The sequence below is a fragment of the Arcticibacter eurypsychrophilus genome, from assembly GCF_001730525.1.
GTDB classification, from domain to species: Bacteria; Bacteroidota; Bacteroidia; order Sphingobacteriales; family Sphingobacteriaceae; genus Arcticibacter; species Arcticibacter eurypsychrophilus.
This window is the reverse complement of record NZ_MDFN01000015.1, coordinates 14,694-39,088: the sequence shown is the minus strand read 5'-3', so window position 1 is coordinate 39,088 and position 24,395 is coordinate 14,694. Positions and strand designations below refer to the sequence as shown.

Annotated in this window: 22 protein-coding genes; 16 read left to right on the top strand and 6 right to left on the bottom strand. The window is 39.6% G+C overall.

Annotated elements, in window-relative coordinates; all coding sequences use genetic code 11:
* The first annotated feature begins 69 nt into the window (after window positions 1-69).
* The 3 genes from BFL47_RS09810 to BFL47_RS20500 all read left to right on the top strand — a co-directional run bounded on the left by BFL47_RS09810 (window position 70) and on the right by BFL47_RS20500 (window position 3,855).
* A complete protein-coding gene (locus BFL47_RS09810; protein WP_069659621.1) occupies window positions 70-2,244 on the top strand; it encodes a TonB-dependent receptor plug domain-containing protein in 2,175 nt (724 codons plus the stop codon).
* A gap of 33 nt (window positions 2,245-2,277) precedes the next feature.
* Window positions 2,278-3,498, top strand: a complete 1,221-nt coding sequence (locus tag BFL47_RS09805) for a DUF4374 domain-containing protein (RefSeq protein ID WP_069659620.1) — start codon at window positions 2,278-2,280, stop codon at window positions 3,496-3,498.
* A gap of 126 nt (window positions 3,499-3,624) precedes the next feature.
* Window positions 3,625-3,855 carry a PLD nuclease N-terminal domain-containing protein gene (locus tag BFL47_RS20500; protein WP_069659619.1) on the top strand — a complete coding sequence of 77 codons (231 nt, stop codon included), beginning with the start codon at window positions 3,625-3,627 and terminating at the stop codon, window positions 3,853-3,855.
* A gap of 102 nt (window positions 3,856-3,957) precedes the next feature.
* On the opposite strand, the gene BFL47_RS09795 is transcribed toward BFL47_RS20500, so the two are convergent.
* The 4 genes from BFL47_RS09795 to uvrB form a co-directional block, all read right to left on the bottom strand.
* Window positions 3,958-6,444 (bottom strand): YfhO family protein, encoded by a 2,487-nt coding sequence (locus BFL47_RS09795; RefSeq protein ID WP_069659618.1) that lies wholly within the window; start codon window positions 6,442-6,444, stop codon window positions 3,958-3,960.
* 69 nt (window positions 6,445-6,513) lie between these two features.
* The gene (locus BFL47_RS09790) at window positions 6,514-6,792 is read right to left on the bottom strand and encodes a DUF4834 family protein (RefSeq protein ID WP_069659617.1); all 279 of its coding nucleotides are present in this window, start codon (window positions 6,790-6,792) and stop codon (window positions 6,514-6,516) included.
* 78 nt (window positions 6,793-6,870) lie between these two features.
* Window positions 6,871-7,077 carry a YwbE family protein gene (locus BFL47_RS09785; protein WP_069659616.1) on the bottom strand — a complete coding sequence of 69 codons (207 nt, stop codon included), beginning with the start codon at window positions 7,075-7,077 and terminating at the stop codon, window positions 6,871-6,873.
* On the bottom strand, window positions 7,074-9,122 hold the full coding sequence (gene uvrB, locus BFL47_RS09780; RefSeq protein ID WP_069659615.1) for an excinuclease ABC subunit UvrB: 2,049 nt from the start codon (window positions 9,120-9,122) through the stop codon (window positions 7,074-7,076). Before uvrB ends, BFL47_RS09785 begins: the two co-directional genes overlap by 4 nt.
* Window positions 9,123-9,286: 164 nt before the next feature.
* Between uvrB and upp the strand changes: the two genes are divergently transcribed.
* The 12 genes from upp (at window position 9,287) to BFL47_RS09720 (ending at window position 19,792) form a co-directional block, all read left to right on the top strand.
* Window positions 9,287-9,928 carry a uracil phosphoribosyltransferase gene (upp, locus tag BFL47_RS09775; RefSeq protein WP_083257107.1) on the top strand — a complete coding sequence of 214 codons (642 nt, stop codon included), beginning with the start codon at window positions 9,287-9,289 and terminating at the stop codon, window positions 9,926-9,928.
* Between the two features lie 9 nt (window positions 9,929-9,937).
* Window positions 9,938-10,630 (top strand): YjjG family noncanonical pyrimidine nucleotidase, encoded by a 693-nt coding sequence (locus BFL47_RS09770; RefSeq protein ID WP_069659613.1) that lies wholly within the window; start codon window positions 9,938-9,940, stop codon window positions 10,628-10,630.
* On the top strand, window positions 10,627-11,142 hold the full coding sequence (locus BFL47_RS09765) for a DinB family protein (protein WP_069659612.1): 516 nt from the start codon (window positions 10,627-10,629) through the stop codon (window positions 11,140-11,142). Before BFL47_RS09770 ends, BFL47_RS09765 begins: the two co-directional genes overlap by 4 nt.
* Window positions 11,143-11,173: 31 nt before the next feature.
* Entirely contained in the window at window positions 11,174-12,151 is a 978-nt protein-coding gene (locus tag BFL47_RS09760; RefSeq protein ID WP_069659611.1) for a DUF6427 family protein, read from the top strand.
* A 77-nt stretch (window positions 12,152-12,228) separates the two neighbouring features.
* Window positions 12,229-12,921 (top strand): phosphoribosylformylglycinamidine synthase subunit PurQ, encoded by a 693-nt coding sequence (gene purQ, locus BFL47_RS09755; protein ID WP_069659610.1) that lies wholly within the window; start codon window positions 12,229-12,231, stop codon window positions 12,919-12,921.
* A complete protein-coding gene (locus BFL47_RS09750) occupies window positions 12,921-13,664 on the top strand; it encodes a type III pantothenate kinase (protein WP_069659609.1) in 744 nt (247 codons plus the stop codon). Before purQ ends, BFL47_RS09750 begins: the two co-directional genes overlap by 1 nt.
* Window positions 13,657-14,949: a porin family protein gene (locus BFL47_RS09745; protein ID WP_069659608.1), complete on the top strand. Its 1,293-nt coding sequence runs from the start codon at window positions 13,657-13,659 to the stop codon at window positions 14,947-14,949. Before BFL47_RS09750 ends, BFL47_RS09745 begins: the two co-directional genes overlap by 8 nt.
* Window positions 14,950-14,951: 2 nt before the next feature.
* Window positions 14,952-15,512, top strand: coding sequence for an LPS export ABC transporter periplasmic protein LptC (lptC, locus tag BFL47_RS09740; protein ID WP_069659607.1), 561 nt, complete (start codon window positions 14,952-14,954; stop codon window positions 15,510-15,512).
* Window positions 15,513-15,616: 104 nt separating this feature from the next.
* Complete coding sequence (locus BFL47_RS09735) at window positions 15,617-17,719, top strand: peptidylprolyl isomerase (protein WP_317042931.1); 2,103 nt, start codon at window positions 15,617-15,619, stop codon at window positions 17,717-17,719.
* 158 nt (window positions 17,720-17,877) lie between these two features.
* Complete coding sequence (locus BFL47_RS09730; protein WP_069659605.1) at window positions 17,878-18,393, top strand: DUF2480 family protein; 516 nt, start codon at window positions 17,878-17,880, stop codon at window positions 18,391-18,393.
* Between the two features lie 9 nt (window positions 18,394-18,402).
* Window positions 18,403-19,158: a DUF3108 domain-containing protein gene (locus BFL47_RS09725; RefSeq protein WP_069659604.1), complete on the top strand. Its 756-nt coding sequence runs from the start codon at window positions 18,403-18,405 to the stop codon at window positions 19,156-19,158.
* A gap of 58 nt (window positions 19,159-19,216) precedes the next feature.
* Window positions 19,217-19,792, top strand: coding sequence for a DUF3109 family protein (locus BFL47_RS09720; protein ID WP_069659603.1), 576 nt, complete (start codon window positions 19,217-19,219; stop codon window positions 19,790-19,792).
* 81 nt (window positions 19,793-19,873) lie between these two features.
* Here the strand turns inward: BFL47_RS09720 and aspS are convergent, their stop codons facing one another.
* Window positions 19,874-21,619: an aspartate--tRNA ligase gene (aspS, locus tag BFL47_RS09715; RefSeq protein ID WP_069659602.1), complete on the bottom strand. Its 1,746-nt coding sequence runs from the start codon at window positions 21,617-21,619 to the stop codon at window positions 19,874-19,876.
* A 101-nt stretch (window positions 21,620-21,720) separates the two neighbouring features.
* Window positions 21,721-22,536 carry a diaminopimelate epimerase gene (gene dapF, locus BFL47_RS09710; protein ID WP_069659601.1) on the bottom strand — a complete coding sequence of 272 codons (816 nt, stop codon included), beginning with the start codon at window positions 22,534-22,536 and terminating at the stop codon, window positions 21,721-21,723.
* Window positions 22,537-22,717: 181 nt separating this feature from the next.
* Between dapF and BFL47_RS09705 the strand changes: the two genes are divergently transcribed.
* A complete protein-coding gene (locus tag BFL47_RS09705; RefSeq protein ID WP_069659600.1) occupies window positions 22,718-24,271 on the top strand; it encodes a Do family serine endopeptidase in 1,554 nt (517 codons plus the stop codon).
* Window positions 24,272-24,395 lie beyond the last annotated feature (124 nt).

Below are 24,395 nucleotides of genomic sequence, written 5' to 3'. Positions count from 1 at the left end.
TTAGTCTAAATAAAAGACTAGCTTTTATAAGAATGAGAGGACTTAATCTGAAACAATGATCTTCCAAGCATGAAATTGACAGTAAGCCTCAAACTTCAAAAAAGTGTATTTTATACCTTCTTTACACTCTCAATTTTAGGCTCCATAGCCCATGCGCAGTCTTTAGACACCCTAAAATCATTCAAAAACCAAAAGTTGGATGAGGTGAGCATCGCTGGTAAAACAGTAGGCCGTGCCGCAAAAGAGCAGGCTTTCAATGTCAATGTCATCGACGCTAAGAAACTATACAATAGCTCTGCTGATCTAAATCAGGTATTAAGCACCACATCCGGTATCCGGGTCAGAGAAGATGGAGGAGTCGGATCGAACTTTACCTTTTCACTAAATGGCTTTTCAGGGCGACAGGTAAAGTTTTTCCTTGATGGCATCCCCATGGACAACTTTGGATCTTCCCTTACCCTGAATAATTTTCCGGCGAATATGTCCGAAAGGGTAGAAGTATATAAAGGTGTGCTTCCAATAAACCTGGGCGCCGATGCTTTGGGTGGAGCCGTAAATATAATCACCCGAACTGATCCCAACTACCTGGATGTATCCTATGGTTATGGATCTTTCAACACTCATAAGGCATCCATCAACATGGCCTATACCAATCTAAAGAATGGCTTTACTGTTCGTGCAAATGCCTTTTACAATTATTCTGATAACAATTTTAAGGTTAAAGTGCAACCTATAGTAAACAACCAAACGACTCCAGAACAAGAAATTGAACGATTTCATGATGGATATCAGTCCGCAACGGCACAAATAGAGGCTGGCCTTACCGGTCGTAAATATGCCGACAAGTTACTATTCGGCCTTATCGTTTCCGGGAATGATAAAGATATCCAAACAGGTGTAACCATGGAACAAGTTTATGGTGCCAGAACGACCAATTCTACCTCCTTGATTCCTTCATTAAAATATAAAAAGATAAACCTGTTTGTAAAAGGACTCGATCTAAGTTTTTATACGGCCTACAACACGTCAAGAAATAACTTTATTGACACCTCCAGTGTCAAATATAACTGGCTGCAGGAAACGGTATCAAGTACTGGAGGCGAATCCAGACTTAGTCAGCTAAAAAATAAAGATAACGAAGGTCTGTTTACAGCAAATCTGGCTTATCAGGTCGCCTCGCATCATACAATAGCCTACAACATCACCAAGGCCATTTTTCAGAGAAAGCCAAGTGACATAGAAGACGCTGACAATATCACCTTCAAATACCCTCAAAAGCTGAATAAAAGCGTAATGGGATTAGCATGGCAGACCACCTACAACAATTTTAGCGCAACAGCTTTCTCAAAATTGTACTTACTGAAAGCCAATTCCTACGAGTCTATATCAGTCAACAATAATCCCGAATACCAAGCTACCTCTACAAATACCGATAATCTTGGTTATGGAGCAGCTACAGCCTATTTCATCCTTCCAACTTTACAGGCCAAAGCCTCTTACGAACATACCTACCGTTTACCAGAGGCAACTGAATTGTTAGGCGACGGACTTTACTACAGACGAAATTCCGCATTAAAACCTGAGAAAAGTGATAATGTCAATTTAGGTGCTTTGTATGGGCTGAATCTGAAAAATCATCAGATCAACCTAGAAGCCAATTACATCTACCGGAAATCAGATGATTTTATACGTGTAGACCAGTCACAAGTGCAGCCCATTGACCGCCAGTATATCAATATCGGTAAGGTAACGACTAATGGAGTCGAAGGAGAAATCAGGTATTCTTGGATGGACAAATTGACGGCATCGGTCAACATGACCTACCAGTCCATCATTGATAAAGAAAAGTTTATTACCAGTACTAATCTTTCAGGAACAATAACCTCTGTCAATTTAAATCATAACTATCGGATTCCCAATATGCCTTATTTATTTGGTAATGCCGATCTGGGATATGGTTTTAATAAAGTTGCCGGCAGCAGCAATCGATTGAGTTTGAATTACAGTCTGAACTTTGTACAGAAGTATTATCTCAGCCCGAATCAGTTAGGCAATGGTAACGATGACCTTATACCCCGGCAGTTTGCTCATAACCTTATGGCAACCTACATCCTTAACGACGGAAAGTATAACATTTCCCTCGAATGTAGAAATATCGGGAATAACGATCTTTTTGACAATTACAAACTACAAAAACCAGGCAGGTCAGTCTTCCTTAAACTCAGGTATTTCATCAGTAAATAATCAATCAATTTTTAAAAAATAATTTTTAAAGCAATGAATAATAAAAATCTATTTAACACTCTCTTTTTTGCTGCGTTAGCAGTTAGCCTTGCATCCTGCAGTAAAGATAATGATGATACCACCGTTGACGCAGGTACAAAAGTATATGCACTGGGTGTAGGTGTAACTACTACAGAAGCAACGACTAACTATGTCATTCAAACGAGCGATCTCATGAGTGGTACTATCAGCCCGGTAGGCAATGGTCTTCTACAAACAGGTTACCGTGATTATGCTTTTGGTGGTACCATTTTTTACAGTGTAGGTGGTCTTGGTGTAACGGACGTAAATACGATCTCTCTGGATGCTTCCGACAAATTGACAACCAAGACAGGTCTTGTTTTTGACGCAGGAAATACAGATTTTAAAGATGTTGATGGTACCGGAAAAACGATGATCGGGCTATCTTCACCAGGTGGACCAACTGCGGGACTAAACGCCAGTTTTTATACTGTTAATGTGGCTACAAATGCTATTATTACTAAAGTTAATGTACCTGTGAACAGCATTTATCCAAGTGCACAGGACTGGATCTTGCATACAGGATTGGAAGTAAGCGGCTCCAGGTTATATCAAACCTTTTATCCAATCAACGCAACGACCTATGTAACCCAAAATACAGACAATAATTACGTAGCCATTTATAGTTATCCCGGTTTCGTTTTGGAGAAAGTCATCACCGATACCCGTACAGGCCCCTCAGGTGGTTTCAATACCCGCTCTGGTATTTTCAAAACCGAATCCGGCGACCTTTATACCGTTTCACACAATAGCTATGGGTATTCTAAAAAGACCAAAGCAGCAGGGATTCTTAAAATCGCTTCCGGAACCACTGTGTTCGATGCCAACTATTATTTTAACACCGAAACAGCAACCAACGGTGGTAAGATTATTCATGCCATGTACGTAGGAAATAATAAGCTATTTGCTGAAATCACTAATGTTGCAAGTACCGGTCAGTGGGCTGATGCAAGCCTTAAATTTGCTATTGTAGATTTAAGCGCGAAAACGATTACTCCGGTAGTTAACTCCCCTTTATTCGATGGTAATGGTGGAAGAAGTTTCGCCGCATTATTGGAAGATGGAAAGGTATATGCTGCCGCGACTGTAAACAGCGTATGCAATATATACCAGGTAGATCTTGCAACAGCAACAGCTACTAAAGGTGCAACCATTCAGGCTACATTCCTTGGGGGTATTGCCCGACTAAAATAATAAAAGGAATCATAAAAAAGCCTGTTACGAGAAAAACGTAGCAGGCTTTTTTATGATCACTTAGCATAAACCAATTCAGCGATTGTTCTGAAAAATTTGTTATAATTGGGTCTAAATTAGATCACTATGCTAGGTATAACTCAATTGCTGTTTTTGAATGTAGGAAGCGCTGAATTAATATTAATTATGCTTGCCTTAATCCCAATCGTATTAATAATTCTTTGCCTTTTAGATATTATAAAATCGAAGTTTACAGATGAAACAACTAAACTGATTTGGGTACTTATAGTTATTCTAATGCCAATATTAGGATCAATATTATATCTTTTGTTGGGAAAGAAGCAACAGGTAAATTAAAAGCCTAAGCAACAGGATAATTATACTGATCCTGTTGCTTAGGCTTTAATGCAATCACTCGGCCTCTATTGGTATAAATCCAATAAAGACGCTCTATTAAAATTATTTTTTAATACCCTTCTTCCTCTCCTTGTATCCCGCAAACCCTATTCCTCCTATAAGAAGTATAGAAGCTGCCAAAGAGATATTTTCACCGGCATAATAGGATACAGGCTCAAACTTGAACTCCAATTTATGATTTCCTCCCGGAAGCTGTGCAGCACGAAGAATATAGTTTGCCCTGAAATAAGGGATCTTTTCACCGTCAACATAAGCATTCCATCCTTTATCATACCATATTTCTGCAAACACAGCAATCATGTCTTTACCGGCAGTATAGTCATATGTCAGGTGATCAGGATGGTAATCTGTTAACGTTATTTTTGCATTAGGATCAGGTGCTCCTACTTTTTTCCCGTCAATCAGAGGTTTGAAGCTTTCGTCCACAATTGCCTCTTTCGATGGATTAAAGCTACTGATGCCCTGCATTTCCTCGTCAGCGTTTTTAACATATAAGATATTAGATACAAACCAGGCGTTTCCACAAGTAGTGCTTCTGTTTTGAATCCGTTGCGATTGTCCCTTTTCATCGTTGGTAATCACATATTTGGTATTCAGCATATCCAGCACATCCTCATTGATGGAATTATTAAACTGCTTATCCAGCACTTCCTGGAAACGTTTAAGTTTTGCAGCATGGTATCCACCTATAGTTTTATGAAAATAAGATGCATTGGCACTGGAAAAAGTATTGATGGTTAAATCAAGAACACGATAGTCCAAACTAGGATCCCTTAATATCAACTCATCAACCTGACGTGGTTTGAAGTTTTGCTCAATGGTACTTTTATCTACGAACTTATCATTGTTCAAATATCTGCGGTCTACCCCCCACATATCGATTAATATAACAATTGCAAACAATCCGTAGACATATTCCTGCTTGATCGATTTCTTAATCAGTGCCCAAATAAGACCAGCACCAATAAGAACGAAAATCAGTGAGCGGAATGCATCCGTTCTAGCCAGACTTACCCGGTCTTCAATCAATGCGCTTGCTAAAGAATTAGCAAATCCTTGATCTCCGGTAGCCTGAGTAAGCCCTTTTAATACTTCTTCGTGATTTACAGTTTTGAAACCCAGAAATACACTCGGCAGCAGAATGATCAGAAGTAGAATTCCGCCAGTGATATACAAAGAATATAAAGTCTTCTTTAAGAGATCTTTTGCATCCTGTTTACCTTCAGCAATCTCCTGAATCGTCAGGATAGCGAGAACAGGGAACAACAGGCCAGCGATGACTAATATAGACTCCACAGCCCTAAACTTATTGTATAATGGGAAATAGTCGAAAAATAGATCAGAAATAAAAGGTAGGTTCTTCCCAAAGGATAAAAACAAACTTAAAAGTGTAGCACCCACAATCCACCATTTAATCCGATCACGAACTATAAATAAACCGGCGACAAATAAGAAGCATATAACAGCACCAAAGTAATATGGGCCTGATGTAAAAGGTTTATCACCCCAATAGGTGTTCAGCAGTCCATATTGTTGTAATTGTTGCACAGCGCCTTCCAATTGATCCTGTGGGATGCCCTTGGCTGCAAGTGTCTTTCCAACTTCCGAATCTTTATCCAGCTTATGTCCTGACTCTCCGCCATACGCGTTTGGAATAAGAAAAGTGATCGTTTCTCCAACACCCTGACTCCATCCATAAGCATATTCACGATCCAAACCTGAAGATGGTTTACCAGCGTTGGCGTCCTGACTCAGGTTAGATTTGCCACGTATCGTCTCCTGACCGTATTCATAAGTTACCCATAGCGTACCAGCATTAACAGCCGCCGCCAATAATACTGCAGCAGCCAGATAGCCGACGCTTTTTGTAAAAGCAGGCAGCGTTTTATTTTTAATAGCGTGATATAGTTCAATACCTGCCAGTATCAGCAAGGCAATGAATAAATAATAGGTCATCTGGATGTGATTCGCCCGGATCTCTATAGCGAGGAAAAGTGCGGTAAGCATTGCCCCCCATAAATACCGCCCTCTGAATGTGAGTAAGACTCCTGCCAGGATAGGTGCAAAAAATGCTATAGCAAAAGCTTTATTGGTATGCCCGGCTTCAATGATGATGAAGTTATACGATGAAAATGCAATGGCAATGGCACCTGCTAATGCGAGTGCCGGCCTGACCTTAAGTGCTATAAATAATAAATAAGCACCAAGCAGATAAAGCAGAACATTATATACCGGGTTTGGAAATACAGAAGTAAAGAAGCGTATAAAATAAGAAGTTACATTTTTGGGGTATTGCGCCCATATTTGAAATGCGGGCATCCCTCCAAACATGGAGTTTGTCCACAAAGGAGCTTTCCCGTCCTTTATGGTATAATCCATGATTTCCTTCTGCATGGCCTTCGCCTGCAAAACATCACCCTGATACAATACCTTCCCCTGTATGGCCGGACTAAAGTAAACAAAGCATAATACTATGAAAAATACAATAATGGCTACGTGTACGCCATTTCGTTTAAACCAGTTACTCATTCGATCTTTAATTGAAGACCAAAAATAGAACTTTTTAGGGTATAGCAAATAGCTATATGGGTAATTTGCTTATTTTAAATCTTCAAAGTCAATAAAATCGCCTGCTTTATCAGCTGCCCGTGCTTCTTTATCCTTCGGAGGGATAAAATCTATACTAATTTTCCCATTAGTACGGGGCGGATGAGCCTGTTGCTGACCAAAAGGCTGTTGCCCGGTTGATGAATTAAATTTATCCTGCGCTTTTTTCACCATCTTTTTAAACAGAAAAGGCAGTAAAAGTTTGGCTATCATTCTGATAAGCCACATGACGAGGATTGTTATAAGTAAAAATTTAAGTAAAGCTGTCATAATTAATCTGCAAATATGACGATAAAATTGGTTACTTATTACAAATGCACTTTAACATTTACATTTGTACGACGGTAATTAATCCTCATTTTCGTCTGTAATATAGGCAACACGTCCAACCTGGCCATCTTCTAATCTAACTTTAATCCCTCTTGAGTGAAAAGAAGAGCTGGTAAGAAGATTACTCACAATGCCTCTTGTTAATTTACCTGAGCGTTGATCTTGTTTTAAAATAACATCAACCTCAAGTCCCGGATATATATCTTTTCTATTTTGTCCGTTCATGATTTTATTCTCTTATCGCCAAATCGTTCTTCCATCATCTTCTCCAACGCAAACATTTCATCACGGGTTTTGGCTGCCATCAGAAAATCCATGTCTTTCGCTGCCACCATCATATCTTTTTTCGCTTTCTCTATGGCCTTCTTAAGCTCAGCTTTCGTCATATACTGCACGATAGGGTCTGCCGCAATGCTAATTGCTTCGTCATATCCCGTGTACACTTTCTGAATGCCACCTTTAAAATCTACTACAGAGGTTTGTTCCATAATTGCTTCCCTGGACTTTCCTACCGTAGTCGGTGTAATTCCGTTCTCTTCATTATAAAGCATCTGTTTCTCACGACGCCGGTTCGTCTCCTCTATCGTAATCCGCATGCTCTCTGTCGTTTTATCTGCATACATGATCACCCTTCCGCGTACATTTCGCGCAGCTCTTCCTATGGTTTGAATTAAAGAACGATGTGAACGTAAGAACCCTTCTTTGTCGGCATCCAGAATAGCCACCAGGGATACTTCTGGCAGATCTAATCCTTCGCGGAGTAAGTTAATCCCAATCAGCACATCGAACTCGCCTAATCGAAGACCACGCAGTATTTCTACCCTTTCAAGTGTTTTAACCTCCGAATGTATGTAGCGAACCTTAATTCCCAACCTGTCCATGTATTTGGCAAGTTCTTCAGACATGCGCTTGGTTAGTGTAGTCACCAGTATTCGACCTCCATCTTTAACCGTTTTATCCACCTCGTTCAGTAAATCGTCTACTTGGTTTCCAACGGGTCTGATTTCGATAGGAGGGTCCAGTAAACCTGTCGGCCGAATTACCTGTTCCACAACCACACCACCTGATTTTTCCAGTTCAAAATCTCCAGGGGTTGCACTAACATAGATAGTTTGAGGTGCAAGACGTTCAAATTCTTCAAAATTAAGCGGTCTGTTATCTAATGCTGCAGGCAAACGGAATCCATAATCAACCAATGCCATCTTTCTTGAACGGTCACCACCATACATTGCTCTGATTTGTGGTACGGTTACATGGCTTTCATCAATCACCATCAGGTAGTCATCCGGAAAATAATCAAGCAAACAAAATGGTCGCATTCCTGGTGTCCGTCCATCAAAAAAGCGGGAGTAGTTTTCAATACCACTGCAATAGCCAAGCTCACGCATCATCTCCAGATCATAATTAACCCGTTCTTCGAGACGTTTTGCTTCTAAAAATCGCTGATCATCCAATAACTGCTTTTTCCTGATCTCCAGCTCTTCCTGAATGGCCCAGATAGATTCTGTGAAACGTTCTTTAGGCGTTACAAACAGATTTGCAGGATAAAGGACCATATGTACCATTTTCTCCAGTGTTTTACCAGTCTCAGGATCTATTGCCATCAGTTCTTCTATATCATCCCCAAAAAAGGAAATCCGATAGGCATAGTCTAAATAGGCCGGATAAATATCTACCGTATCACCCTTTACCCGGAATGTCCCTCTTTTAAAATCAGCTGTTGTCCGCGAATAAAGGATTTCTACCAGACGGTGCAGAAATGCATTCCTGCTGATCGTTGTGCCTACTGCAAAACTAAATACTGAATTGCTAAAATCTTCAGGATTTCCCATACCATAGATGCAGGAAATTGAAGAAACGACAATGATATCCCTTCGTCCAGACATCAAAGACGAGGTCGTCCTTAAACGGAGTTTCTCAATCTCTTCATTAATCTGAAGATCCTTTTCTATATACGTATTTGTGGTGGCAATGTAGGCCTCCGGCTGATAGTAATCGTAATAGGAAACAAAGTAATTAACCGAATTCTCCGGAAAAAACTGTTTAAACTCTCCATATAATTGAGCCGCCAGGGTTTTATTGTGACTTAGAATAAGTGTTGGCTTTTGCGTCTGTTGAATCACATTGGCTATGGAAAATGTTTTCCCCGAACCGGTTACCCCCAGTAAAGTTTGATAGTTTTCCTCTCTCTCTACACCATCTACTAATTGTCTGATCGCTTCCGGTTGGTCACCCATCGGCTTATAATCTGATATTAACTTAAAATCCATCAACTCAAAAATACGTATTTATAAGGACGAAAACATATCAAATAAAAATGAATAGATAAGGCAGGGATATAAAAAAACAATGCTTTGCATAGCTTGAAGAAATTGGTCAAAATTAGCCCCAAAAATTTTACACTTCATGTATTAAAATGCTTATTTTTAACTTAATGTTTATCTTGACTAATACATCCAGCATCGCCAACAACTTTATTGCTGAACTGAGAGACGCTCAGATTCAGCAGGACAGCATGCGCTTTCGTAGAAACTTAGAACGCATAGGTGAGATTTTTGCCTATGAAATCAGCAAGACATTGAATTTTGTTGAAACAGATTTCGAAACACCTCTAGGTATTGCTTCCGTCCCGGTAATTGATAACTATCCCGTAATTGCAACCATTCTTCGGGCGGGGCTGCCCTTACAACAGGGTTTATTGAATTACTTTGATCGTGCCGATTCAGCCTTTATAGCCGCGTATCGTAAAACCACAAAAGACGGTACTTTTACTATTCAAAAGGAATATGTAAGCAGTCCGGACTTGAACGACAAAGTGCTTATTGTTTCTGATACGGTGATTGCTACAGGCCAAAGTATGGTACTGAGCTGTAAAGAAATCATTGCCCGCTATAACATTAAGCAGCTTCATATCGTTTCCGTTATAGCCAGCGTAGAAGGAATTGCGCATGTCAAAGCAAATCTTCCCCGGGCAAAACTGTGGATAGGCGACATTGATGAGGAAATGACGACTAAAGCCTATATCGTACCTGGTTTAGGCGACGCTGGCGATATTGCTTATGGAATTAAAGACTAAATTCTCTGAATGAAATACAATCATATATTTTTTGATCTGGATCATACCATCTGGGACTTCGATAAGAATGCAGCAGAAACGCTTCACGAACTTTATCTCACTTATTCATTACAGGAACTTGGATTAAGTAGTGTTCATTCATTTGTCGAGCATTATACCTATCATAATCACGCGTTATGGGCATCGTATCATCTTGGTCAAATTACTAAAGAAGAATTGCGGCAGTCCCGTTTTAAAAATACCTTTGAAGCCATGGGCGTTTGTGCCGATCAGATTCCGACGGATTTTGAGGATGTTTATCTGCATACCTGTTCCACCAAGACTAATTTATTCCCACAGGCTCATGAAACGCTTTCCTATCTGTTTAGTAAATACAAACTTCATTTAATTACCAATGGCTTTAGGGAGCAGGCGCTAATGAAAATTAACCTGTCCAATTTGGGTCAATATTTTGAAACCGTAGTGATATCTGAAAATGTAGGGGCAAATAAGCCGCATCGTGACATTTTTGAGTATGCACTAAACGGAGCGGGGGCACTTAAAGAAGAAAGTGTTATGATCGGGGATAGTATTGAAGCTGATATAAGGGGCGCAATGGATTTTGGAATGGATGCCATCTTTTTTAATCCTACCCTTCAGCAAAAACCCTCTGATGTGACTAAGGAAATACACAATTTGGACGATTTACTACTTATCCTATGAGTATTCCCGCAAGTGCGCTTTCTATAAAAGAGGCCATCACTTCTTACCTGGCTTTATTGAAAGAAATAGATGAGGATAATTTTATTAAACCACCACCGCATGGGGGCTGGTCCTCTTCGGAGATTTACTGCCACGTGCTCCAGGTAAACGCAAGGTCTATACTGGCACTGGAGAGGTGTATTCACGCAAAACCCAAACATAGAAGTTCGGGTCCTAACTTAATTGCACGCCTGATTTTTTTTATGGGAATATTCCCTCCACTAAAAATTAAGTCACCACCCAATATTGCCTTCATAGTAAAATGCATCAGTAAAGAAGAAGCTAAAAATGACCTGATTAAATCTAATGATAAAATCAAGGAGCTTCTTCCTAAACTAATTAAAACACCTAAAGATAATAGGATCCGCCATCCCCGGTTTGGGAGACTCAATTCGCATGAATGGTTGCGCTTCATTGAAATTCATACCCGTCATCATTTAAAGCAGTTAGAAAGGATAAGAAAAAGTTCATAATATTGCCTTTCTTATTAGGTATTCATCCGGCATGATCAATCAATTTAGAACATTAAATCCTTTTAACCTGCTTCTTCTTGTATTAGTAGCTGTATTTCTCAGACTTGGAGTGATCTATAATTTACCCCAATCTGTAGATATATCACTTGTTGAGCCCTATACCGGAACATTATTTAACTTGCCTGCCGATTTTTTTAGTCCCTTTAGTGCTGTTTTTTATGCGCTTATCCTCACGTTCTTTCAATCATTGCTCCTAAATCGTATTGTTAATAATTATAATCTGCTGCCCAAGCCGACTTTTCTGCCTGCACTGATGTTCATGACCATGTCAGCGCTTTTACCTTCCTTCCTGATTTTAAGCCAGGTATTAATTGCTAATTTTTTCATGTTATGGCTGATAGAAAAGTTTCTTAGTATCTATAGAAAGGACAAAGCAATAAGCGTTATTTTTGATATGGGAATGATTGTAGGTGCAGGAACCTTGGTGTATTTTCCTTTCCTGGCTATGTTGCCGCTCTTGTGGTTTGTATTGATTATATTCCGACCATTTAACTGGCGCGAATGGGTAGCCGGCATTATTGGTTTTTTAACCGTTTGTCTTCTTCTTACCATGATCAATTATTTGAATGGTTCATGGGCGATATTTATTCAAAATGCCTTTCCTTTCGCCAAAGCCCTTCAACCTTCCTCTGCAATAGATATAAAGGATTATTGGGTGTTTCTGCCTGTGCTATTCATCTTATTCTTTTCTCTTTTAACCATCAGTCAGAAGTTAAACCGGAGTAATGTGCATCTTAGAAAGTCGTACTTAACGCTTCTCTTTATGTTTTTCTTTGCCTTAATCTCGGTATATATCAAAAATCCATATCATACGAACCATTTTTTACTTACCGTTGCACCAGTGTCTGTTTTCATGGCTCATTATTTCATTTCTGCTCAAAAACGATGGTTTTATGAATCTTTATACTTCATTCTAGTCACTTGCATCCTGTATTTTCAGTTTTTTTAACGCTCCAACGGTCCTACATTAACCTTTTTTAACAAAATAAAAGCCATTAGCAATCAAAATTTAAATAGTTTTGTATCATGAAGTTCGGAGTTGTTGTTTTCCCGGGATCAAACTGTGATCAGGATAGTGTTGATGTCTTAGGAAATATATTAGGTCAGGAAGTTGTTAAATTATGGCATAAAGACCATGATCTTCAACAATGCGATTTTATTATTCTTCCTGGAGGTTTTTCTTTTGGCGACTATCTCAGGTCAGGCGCTATCGCCCGGTTTTCTCCTATCATGCAGGAAGTTATTCAGTTTGCCAATAAAGGTGGGTATGTAATGGGAATCTGTAATGGTTTTCAAATACTTGCAGAAGCCGGACTTGTACCAGGGGCACTCTTACATAACGATCATAGAAAATTTAATTGCAAGAATATTTTTCTGAAGCCTCAAACTTTGGATTCACTCGTCACAAACCAGTTGGATCTGAATAAAGCACTGAAAATTCCTGTCGCTCATGGTGAAGGGAATTATTTTGCTGATGCAGATACACTTAAAATGCTGAATGACCAGGATCAAATCCTTTTTAAGTATTGTGATGAAGCAGGAAACGTAACTCTTGAATCTAATCCGAATGGATCTATTCAGAACATTGCCGGCGTTTGTAACAAACAGCGTAATGTATTTGCAGTGATGCCTCATCCTGAACGTGCTGCAGATTCTTTGCTAGGCAATCAGGACGGACTAGGGATCTTTGAATCTATTTTGAAAACGGTTGATGCTTAATGGTTAATTTGGTTATTGACATTGGGAATACTTTTTCTAAAATGGCCTTGTTCAATAACCGGGAACTCAAAGATATACAGGTTATTGATAGCCTTAGCGTGGAAGCTATACATAGTTTTTCGCATTCTTATGCTATCAAAAATGCAATCATATCTTCAGTAAAAGAGCAATCATCAATATATGAGGAATATTTAAAGTCAAGATGTAATTTTATACGTTTTACAACAGCTGTTTCTTCGCGTATTGATAACCAATATCAAACACCTCATACTTTAGGGCTCGATAGATTTGCTGCAATTATAGGTTCTGAAGCAATATTTCCTGAATCAAATTGTCTGGCTATCGATGCTGGTACCTGTATAACGTATGATTTTTTAGATACTAGGTGCAGGTATTCAGGTGGTATAATATCCCCTGGATTGAAAATGAGACTCAAATCTATGCATGCCTTTACGGAAAGGTTACCGTTGGTAGAGCTTGATGAAGATTTTGAAGCGAGTTATGGCAGAAATACACAAGAGTCTTTACTTGCGGGTGTATTAAAAGGATCCGTGCATGAAATGTATGGATTTATAAATGATTATTTTATAAAGTGGCCCGATCTTAAGGTCTTAATATGTGGAGGAGATGCAAATTTTTTTGTCAGACAACTGAAAAATAGCATCTTTGCGCGAATTATAAACCCTGAACCCAATCTGGTGCTTATTGGTTTAAACGAAGTTATTCATCAGCATAATGAGTAGAATTTTTAAAAATTTATTAGTAATATTTGTAGTTTGCGGTAGCTTTAGTGCCTATGCCCAAACTACCACTGGTTCCGCTTATTCGAAATTTGGAATAGGATCCTTAAATGGTTCTTTACTTCCTCAAAGCAGAGCAATGGGTGGAATCTCTGCTGGTCTACGTAAACCAGGGTCTTATAACAACATCAACCTGGCTAATCCCGCCTCTTATTCATCAATCAGACTGACTACGTTTGATGTTGGTCTTTCCTCTGAATATTTAAGCAGAAGTAAGGGTGGTGCTTCAGAAACTGACTTTACAGGTTCCCTCAGTCACCTTATCTTTGCCGTTCCGGTAAACAAAAAATCAGCATTAAGCTTCGGGTTAATTCCTTACAGCAGTTTAGGTTACCAGTCCAGAAAGCGCAGCAAGGTAGATTCCACAACCATAGATAAAGTTTATGGAGGAGATGGAGGGTTATCCAAATTCTACCTGGGTTACGGTGTACAACTGGGCGAGCACTTAAGTGTAGGCTTCAATGCCGGTTATGTATTTGGAAAACTGGAAAAGACCAGTTCGGCTGAATTCCCTTATGATTATAGCGCTTATAATTCCAGAATACAGCAAAATAGTAGCATCGGGGGATTTAACTTTGACTATGGCTTACAATACTTTACCAATCTTTCTCCAAAAGTAAAATTAACCTTGGGTTACTCAGGCAGTGCCAGCCCCGACTTAAATCTAGAAAGAAGCACTGTCGTTACCCGATACCTTAAATCTGCCGAAGGTGAAGATGTAGCATCTGATACCACCTTTTTTAATGAAGCTGCAAAATCAACTATCAAGTTACCGATGATGCATACTGCCGGGTTTACTATTGAAAAAACTAATAATTGGTTGATTGGTGCCGATTTTAAATACGGACAATGGAAAGACTATAAGGAAGCAGGGACAAATATGGGCCTTCAAAACTCTTATGGTATTGCTATTGGTACTCAGATCACTCCCGATATTAATTCAGTTGGTAGTTACTTAAAAGTGATCGATTACAGACTTGGTTTCAGATACGACAAGACTTACATTAATATCAATAATACCGATATCAATGATATGGCCATAACCCTTGGATTCGGTTTCCCTCTCCAGGCAAGTCCTACCCGTACCACTTTTTACAAAGTAAACTTTTCTGCCGAACTAGGACAACGTGGTCCCGAATCTATGTCTCTGGTGCGCGAACGTTATGTTAACTTCAGTTTAGGATTTACATTAAACGATCAGTGGTTTAGAAAATATAAATTTGATTAATCTTGAAAAGTCTCAAAACCTGGGCATCTGTTAGTTTACTGATCTGCTTCTTCTTCAGTTCTTGCGAGAACGATTTGAAGGATGTAGAAAAGGTATCTGCTGATAACAGCTTACTTCCCGTTGATAAATCTTATGGCGTTGAAGTGATCTATAGTGACTCTGCCATTGTGAAGGCAAAGATGCTTGCCCCCCAGGTTGACAGGTATAAAGACAAACAATATGATGAAATGGTAAAAGGTGTTACCATCATATTTTATGACGAAAATCAAAAAGAAACCAGTCGGATTGTATCCGATTACGCAATAAGGCGGGAGGCGCAGGGCATTGTGGAGTTGAAAAAAAATGTAGTGGCTACCAATGTGAAGGGCGATGTTTACAAATCAGACGAACTAATATGGGACGAAAAACAACATAAGTTTTATTCCAATAAGTTAGTCCAGGTTAATCAAAAAAACGGCAATGTGCTGTTTGGGACCAGTTTTGAAAGTGACGAAGCCTTTAAAAAACCAAGGATTTTCAATGCTACAGGGAACTTTCCTTCAGGCGGTAATCTGGTAAATTAAATACGATACAGATCATCTGCATTTTTGTGTTCAGATAGTTTTGTAAAAATTGTATCTTGCGCGCTCTTTTTAAAGAAGAATAATTAAAAGTTAATATGGGAATAATGAGTTTCTTGCGAAATCGTGCCGGGATGATCCTGGTAGGAGCTATTGGTTTCGCAATCGTTGCATTTTTACTTGGAGATGTGGTAAAAGTAGGTGGACCGTTTTTAGGCGGAGATCGTACTTCAGTAGGTGAGATTGCTGGTGAAAAAGTTCAAATAGATGAGTTTAAAGCTTTAGTAGAGCAAAACGAAACGAACTTTAAGCAACAAATGGGTCAAGCTAATCTGAATCCTCAGATGGCCTCTTACGTACTTGAAAATACCTGGAACCAAAAGGTTTCCGAAGTATTGATTAATAAAGAAGTGGAACGCCTTGGTTTAACCGTAGGCGAACAGGAACGCGAAGATCTTGTTTCAGGAAGGAACCCTGACCCTCAAATCATCCAGGCTTTTGGTAATCCCCAAACTGGTCAGTTGGATAGAAATCAACTTGCTACTTTTCAGAATAATCTGAAAACACAGGATCCAACTAGTCCTGTACGTAAGCAATGGGTTGATTTTCTGTTGTCTATTCAACGCAATCGCTTATTTCAGAAATATAACAACCTGGTAAAGAATAGTATTTATGTTACTTCTCTTGAAGCCCGTGAAGATTATTCGCAACGTAATAAACTGGCGAATTTCAACTACGTGAATCTGGAATATGCCTCTATACCCGACAATAAGGTTAAGCTTACTGATAATGATTTCAGTGATTATTATAACGAGAATAAAAAGCTATTCCTGAATAAGGAAGAAGCCCGCTCATTTGAATATGTAGCTTTTAATGGTAGTCCTTCTAAAAGTGACTCTACAGGTACATTGAAGATGATTCAAAAAATTGCTACAGACTTTAGAACCACGCCAAATGATTCTTTATTTGTAAGTATCAATGCGGATACTAAAATGCCGTTGACTTATATGAAAAAAGGTCAGCTTGATCCTGCACTTGATTCTGCCATATTCAACGCTGCAGTTGGAACTGTAGTAGGTCCTGTGTTTAGCAATGGTTCATATAAAGTAGCTAAACTTTTAGATACCAGGATGAGTCCTGATTCTGTTAAAGCCAGTCATATCTTAATTACCGCAGCAACAGCAGGCAGTCCCGAAAGAGCAAAAGCTCAGGCGGATTCGCTTTATACCCTGATTAAAGGTGGTGCTAATTTTGCTGAATTAGCTTCCAAATTTGGAGGTGACGCAACAAAGGATAAAGGAGGTGACTTAGGTACCTTCGCCAGAGGATCGATGATCCCTGCTTTTGAAGAGACTGTATTTAATGGCAAGACTGGAGATCTTAAAGTAGTAACCACTCAATATGGTACACATGTAATCCGTATTGACAAACAAGTTGGTTCTTCCAGAGTAGCTAAAGTAGGTGTAGTAGATAAAATGATCACGAGCAGTAGTCAAACTCAATCCGCTGCTTTTTCTAAAGCTTCCGCTTTCCTTTCTTCTGTTTCTGATGCCAAATCATTTGATGCACGCGTTAAAAAAGATGGTCAGACTAAATTGGTTGCTGAAAATCTTACAACATCTCAGTCTAATGTAACCGGAATTGAAAATCCACGCGAACTCGTTCGTTGGGCATTCGAAGCCAAAGAAGGCGATATGACTGAAAAGGTATATGAACTGGGTGACCGTTTTGTTGTCGCAAGGATGACGGATATCAGACCTGTTGGAATCTTACCTTTAGAGAAAGTGAAAAAACAGATTGAACCTATGGTTCGTAATCGTGTAAAAGCAAATATGCTTGCTGAGAAATTTGAAGCTGCTCTTTCTGGAGCATCATCTATCAATCAGGTAGCATCTAAAGTTGGCCGTCCGGTTACTCCGGTTCAGAACATCGTATTTGCCAATCCCGTTCTTCCTGGTATAGCTCAGGAAAACAAAGTGGTAGGTACCGTATTCGGATTGCAGCCTAAAAAGCTTTCAAAAGTAATCAAAGGTGATCAAGGCGTATATGTAGTGATGGTGAATGGATTTACTAATCCTGCACCTTTAACCAATACAGTGAATCAAAAACAACAAATTTCTCAGGCTTTAGAACAACGTGCGCAAGGACAAGTTCTTGAAGTGTTACGTGATAAGGCGAATGTTAAAGATTACAGAATAAGATTCTTTTAATCCTCTACAGGCTTAAAAAAGAAAAATCCCAAAGATCACTCTTTGGGATTTTTCTTTTTTAAACTATCTTGTAGAACAATTTGCTGTTGTAAGTTTTTACTTTTAACTTATAACAAATGCCGAAACATACACGACATTTGTGTTTTTGATAGAAGATAATGGAAATACAGGAAAATATAGTCAATAAAGTAGCACAAAGCGGATTGATTAGTTTCGATCCCGCCTCCCTGAATACGGCTGCAGAAAGAATTGTATATGATATAAAGGATAATTTGTTCCAAGGCCTTTTACTGCGTGAAAAAGACTTTCGTGAATTTATTAAACAATGCGACTGGTCGCAGTATCTAGGTAAACATGTAGCCGTCATCTGTTCATCAGATGCTATAGTCCCAACCTGGGCTTATATGTTACTGGCTAACAAGATGCAACCATTTGCCGCAACTGTCATCTTCGGCTCTCTGGAAACACTGGAAACCGTTTTGTTTGATCGCGCAGTTCAGTCACTCGATATGGAACAATTCAGAGATCAACGTGTTGTGATTAAAGGGTGCGGTGATATATTCGTTCCTGTTTCTGCTTACTCCGCGCTTACCAGCAGACTCACAACTGTAGTTAAAAGCATTATGTATGGTGAACCTTGTTCTACAGTGCCTGTATACAAGCGTAAAGACTAGATATTTAGCATGAGGAGATTTCTTATTTTATTACCATTGATACTATTGATGACAGGGGCTTTCTCTCAAAGCCTGAAGTATCGTAAAGCTCCTGCCTTTAAACCCGGCGAAGAGCTTAAATATAGATTGAGGTATGGTTTTATTACTGCTGCGGAAGGAACACTAAATGTTCTGGATTCTGATATTAAGTTTAATGGCCACCCTGTTTATCATTTATTAGTGCAAGGACGTACTTCCGCCTCGTTTAACCTTTTTTATAAAGTAAGAAACAGGTACGATTCATACATTGACAGAACTACACTCCTTCCATATTTATACACTGAAAACATTAGGGAAGCCAACTACAGGCGTCAGGATAAGGTTCGGTTTAACCAATCAGCTAATACGGTTACAGGCAAAAAAGGAATCTTTGCTGCCAGGGATATGACTTTCGACCTGGTATCCTCTTTTTACTTTGCCCGTAGTCTCGACCTCTCCGGTATCAGTGTAGGAACTGAATTCACCATTCCTTATTTTCTGAATGATGAGGTTTCGGAGTTGCAGATTACTTATGTAGGAAAAGAGCGGATCAAAACCGCAATTGGTACCTTTAACTGCCTTAAATTTAATCCTTCTATAAAACCAGGCCGAATCTTCAAAGATGAAAGCAAGTTATACCTGTGGATCACAGATGACGGAAACCGAATCCCGGTTAAGGCACAGGTAGAAATCCTCGTAGGCTCTGTTACGCTCGAAATTACTTCTGCAAAGGGACTCCTACACTAATATAGAACGATAATTAGTTCTTTTATTCCGACCTTTGCTCCTTTCAAATTCAAATAATATGTTAGAAGTACAGAAAACCCTGGTGCATGAGGATGTTTTGAGTGAGAGTTTTGTGTGCAATCTCGATAAATGTAAAGGTGCTTGTTGTGTAGAGGGCGACTCAGGTGCTCCCCTTGAAATGACAGAATTGAAGATCCTGGAAGAAATTTATCCTCTTGTTAAGCCATATATGACTGAAAAAGGGATTGAAACCATTGAGCGTACCGGTACATGGGTAAAAGATTTTGAAGGAGATCTCACTACCCCCTGTATAGATGATAATAAAGAGTGTGCTTATGTGATGTGGGAAAACGGAATCAGTAAATGTGCGATCGAAAAAGCATATCTGGACGGTAAGACCCATTGGAAAAAACCAATCTCCTGCCATTTATACCCCATCCGTATCACAGCTTACCCCCAATTTGATGTATTAAACTACGATCGCTGGCATATTTGTAAACCCGCCTGCGCCTTTGGCAAAGAATTAAAAGTGCCTGTGTATCGGTTTTTAAAAGAACCCCTGATCCGTAAATATGGTGAAGAGTGGTATACCGAACTGGAAACCTCAGCTGAAGAATTAGCTAAAGGTATATAAAACGAAAAAAGAGGATGTACCCAATCAGGATACATCCTCTTTTTAATTTATAGATCTTACTATACCGTATTTTAGATCTTCTTAAACTGTAGTTTTAATACAAAGTTCCTTCATCTGTACATCCGCAATTGTAGAAGGAGAATCAATCATCACATCCCTTCCTGAATTGTTTTTTGGAAACGCAATGACGTCCCGGATAGAATCCAATCCTGAAAATATAGAAACCAGACGATCGAACCCAAAAGCAATCCCACCATGCGGAGGAGCACCATATTCAAAGGCATCCATCAAAAATCCAAACTGTTTCTGCGCTTCTTCCGGAGTAAATCCAAGATGTTTGAACATCAACGCCTGAAGTGTACGGTCATGGATTCTGATCGAACCACCACCAATCTCAGTTCCATTAATTACCAAATCATACGCATTTGCTCTTACTTCTTTAGGATTCGTATCCAGCATGGCAATATCTTCCGGTTTAGGAGAAGTAAAGGGGTGATGCATTGCATGGAAGCGGTCAGACTCCTCATCCCATTCCAGTAAAGGAAAGTCAACAACCCATAGTGGCGAAAACTTAGTTTTATCTCTAAATCCTAATCTGCTTGCAACTTCAAGACGTAATTCGCTCAATTGCTTGCGTACCTTTTCAGCCTTTCCGGACAAGATCAGGAATAAATCCCCTGATTCTCCATCAAATAAAGCAGACCAGGCTTTCAGATCTTCTTCTGAATAGAATTTATCTACCGAAGATTTTAACGTACCATCCGAGTTGAAACGGCAGTAAACCATACCGGTTGCCCCAACCTGAGGACGTTTAATAAAGTCTGTCAGCTCATCCAGTTGCTTTCGGGTATAATGTGCGCACGCCTTGGCGTTAATGCCTACAACAAGCTCTGCGCTATCAAAAACGGGAAATCCTTTTCCTTTGGCTAACTCAGTGAGCTCCACAAACTGCATATCAAAACGAGTATCCGGTTTATCGGAACCATAAAGGCGCATGGCATCAAAATATGTCATCCTTGGAAAAGGGGCCATATCTAATCCCTTAACCGTCTTAAACAAGTGATGTGTTAAACCTTCAAACAGGTTTAAAATATCTTCCTGCTCAATAAAAGACATCTCACAATCGATCTGAGTAAACTCCGGCTGACGGTCTGCACGCAGATCCTCATCACGGAAACACTTTACAATCTGGAAGTACCGGTCAAATCCCGAAACCATTAATAACTGCTTGAAAGTTTGTGGCGACTGTGGCAGGGCATAAAACTCACCCGGATTCATGCGGCTTGGTACCACAAAATCTCTTGCCCCTTCCGGAGTAGACTTAATCAAAACAGGAGTTTCCACTTCAAGAAAGTCCTGCAAATCCAAATATTTGCGAATCTCCTGAGCCATTTTATGACGCAGGATCAGGTTATTACGTAAGGGGGCACGGCGCAAATCCAGGTACCTGTATTTCAGACGCAGGTCATCACCTCCATCTGTATCATCCTCAATTAAAAAAGGAGGAAGTTTGGCTGGATTCAGTATTTCTAAGTTAGAAACCTTTAATTCAATATCTCCTGTAGCTATTTTAGGGTTTTTATTGGAGCGTTCAACAACTGTTCCGGTTACTTTAATGACATACTCCCGGGATACCTCACGTGCTTTCGCACATAAAGAGGTATTCTCCTCCATATTAAAAACAAGTTGCGTAATTCCGTAGCGGTCACGGACATCGATAAAGGTCATTCCTCCAAGATCACGGGATTTTTGTACCCATCCGGCCAGGATAACTTCTTTACCTAAATCAGTTAAACTTAATTCACCGCAAGTATTTGTTCTATGCATAAAAGTTTTATTAGACCTGCAAAAGTAATTTTTTAGAAAATAAGAATCCATGAAGAACTCAACTTTCCTTAAAAACCCTCTCTTTTAGTATATATATTGATTTAATTGTTAGCGGAGGAAGGAAGAACTTCTGGAATAGATATATCCCCTTCAAAAACTAATTGTGCCGGACCTTCCAAAAAGATGGAATCGAAATTTGTTCCGTCATATTTAAAACGGACATTCAGCTTTCCTCCCAGAACCTTGATTTTAGTCGATCCATCACCTGTCTGGTTTTTACTTTTTGCCATCGCTAAAGCAACAGCCGTAGCACCGGTTCCGCAGGCAAAGGTCTCATCCTCAACTCCTCGTTCATATGTGCGCACAAAGTAATGGCCGTCCATTTCCTCGACAAAGTTAATGTTGATCCCTTTTTCCTTATACGTATCATTATAGCGGATTGCCTTTCCCTCTGTGTAAACATCTTTATTTTCCAGATCAGAAGCCATTATTACATAATGCGGAGAGCCTGTATCTAATACAGAAGCAGCGCCATCAGTAGAAATTTCATTTACATTGCTCATCTGCAGACTTACAAAATCACCTTGGTCTGAAATTTTGGCATAATGAGGACCGTCAACTGCCAAAAAGTTGGTTTCCAACCCGATGACACCCAGATGTCGAGCAAAAGCCACGATACAACGACCTCCGTTTCCACACATACTGCTGGGCTGTCCATCCGCATTATAATAAATCATTTCGAAATCGAAACCTGCTTTAAGCTGTAAAAATAGCAATCCATCTCCTCCAACCCCAAAACGCCGATCACATAAAGAAGCAATTAAAGCAGGATTTTGATGATTTATGCTGTTATTGCGGTTATCAACAAGTATAAAATCATTTCCCGCCCCCTGGTATTTGTAAAAATGCACTTTCATTTGAATACGAATCAATTCCTATACAAGATTACAAAAAATCGTTGATAAGCCTTGGGGAAAAACTATATGTCGTTTTTTAACGTTTAACATTTTTTAACATTACTTATGGCATTCATCTGTTGTATTTACCGTTGTAGTGATGTTATATTTGATATTATAATAAACACAATTAGAAAAAAAGATGAGAAGAATAGGTTTAGCGTTCCTAACTGCATTATTTGGAGGTGCAGTTGCAATAGGCGGATACAAGCTTATTGAAAATAATACATCCGCGAAAATGGGGATCGAGGATAAACAGAAAGTATACTTTACGAATAACCCGGTAAGTGTTTCTTCTACAGGAGAGGTAGACTTCGTTCAGGCTGCCGCAGCTGTTACGCCAGGAGTAGTGCATATTCAAACCACTTATGGAGGTACCCAACCGGAATCCCAAGGTGAGGAAGGTGGAGGAAGCGGAGATCCAATGGAGGAAATGTTTCGCGATTTCTTTGGTAGCCCTAGAGGTGGTAACGCCGAAAGACAACCAACTATGGCATCTGGTTCAGGTGTCATAGTCAGCCCGGATGGGTACATCATTACCAATAATCATGTGGTTGAAAAAGCAAGTAAGATTGAGGTGATCTTAACGGACAATCGTTCTTACGAAGCCAAAGTAATTGGCCGTGACCCCAATACAGACCTTGCCCTGATCAAAGTTGCCGCAACAGGTTTACCTGTTGTGAAATTGGGTAACTCAGATAATGTGCAGGTAGGCGAGTGGGTTTTAGCCGTAGGATACCCTTTAACCTTACAAACAACTGTTACAGCGGGTATCGTGAGTGCTAAAGGTAGAAGTATAGGTATCTTGAATGAGCAAAACCAGGAACAGGGACAACGATATGGCAACAGACAATCTCAGGAACCCCGTACAAATTCAGCAATTGAATCCTTTATTCAAACGGATGCCGCTATTAACCGCGGAAATAGTGGTGGTGCTCTAGTGAACACCCGGGGGGAACTGATCGGAATTAACGCCGCTATTGCCTCTCAAACTGGATATTATGCAGGTTATGGATTTGCTATTCCAGTTAACCTGGCTAAAAAGATCATGGATGACTTTATTAAATTCGGTACAGTTAAACGTGGTTTTGTGGGGGTTACTTTTATGCCTTTAGACGCCAGCGTTTCTAAAAAACTGAACATTAAAGAAATCAGTGGTCTGTTAGTAACTACGGTTGTTGAAGGTGGTGGTGCTGCTGCTGTAGGTATTAAAAAAGGTGATATCCTAACAAATATCAATGGTAATAAAATTATGGCCGGTTCTGATCTTCAGGAACGCGTAGCGCGTCTACGGCCTGGCGATAAAGTCCAACTGGGTTATCTTCGTGAAGGTAAGGAACGCCTTGCTTCAGTTACGCTGAAAGGTGAGTCTGAACTGAAGGTTGCTAAGAACACTAAATCTGCTTCAGAAATATACAATACGCTTGGTGCAAGCTTTAGCCCTGTTTCGGCAGCACAGAAACAACGTTACCGTATTGCCGGTGGTTTGGTTGTAACAGGTGTGCGCCAGGAGGGTCTATTTAATAGTTATGGAATAGAAAGGGGAACTATCATTACCTCTATCAATGAGAAACCAATCACTAAGGTTGATGATATTGATGGCGCCTTAGCGGTAAGTAAAAATAATATGCTCCGGATCAATGGAATATCTCCGGATGGTTCAAGAGTCATGATGACTTTCCCTTTAGCTGATTAATTATTTTTAAATACTTAAATGTTAGCCCCTGGCGATAAGCTAGGGGCTTTTTTGGTTTCTAATATAAGACACTCTATTGCTATAGAAACAAGAACTGAATTATGCTGAGATGAAGCAGAGATAA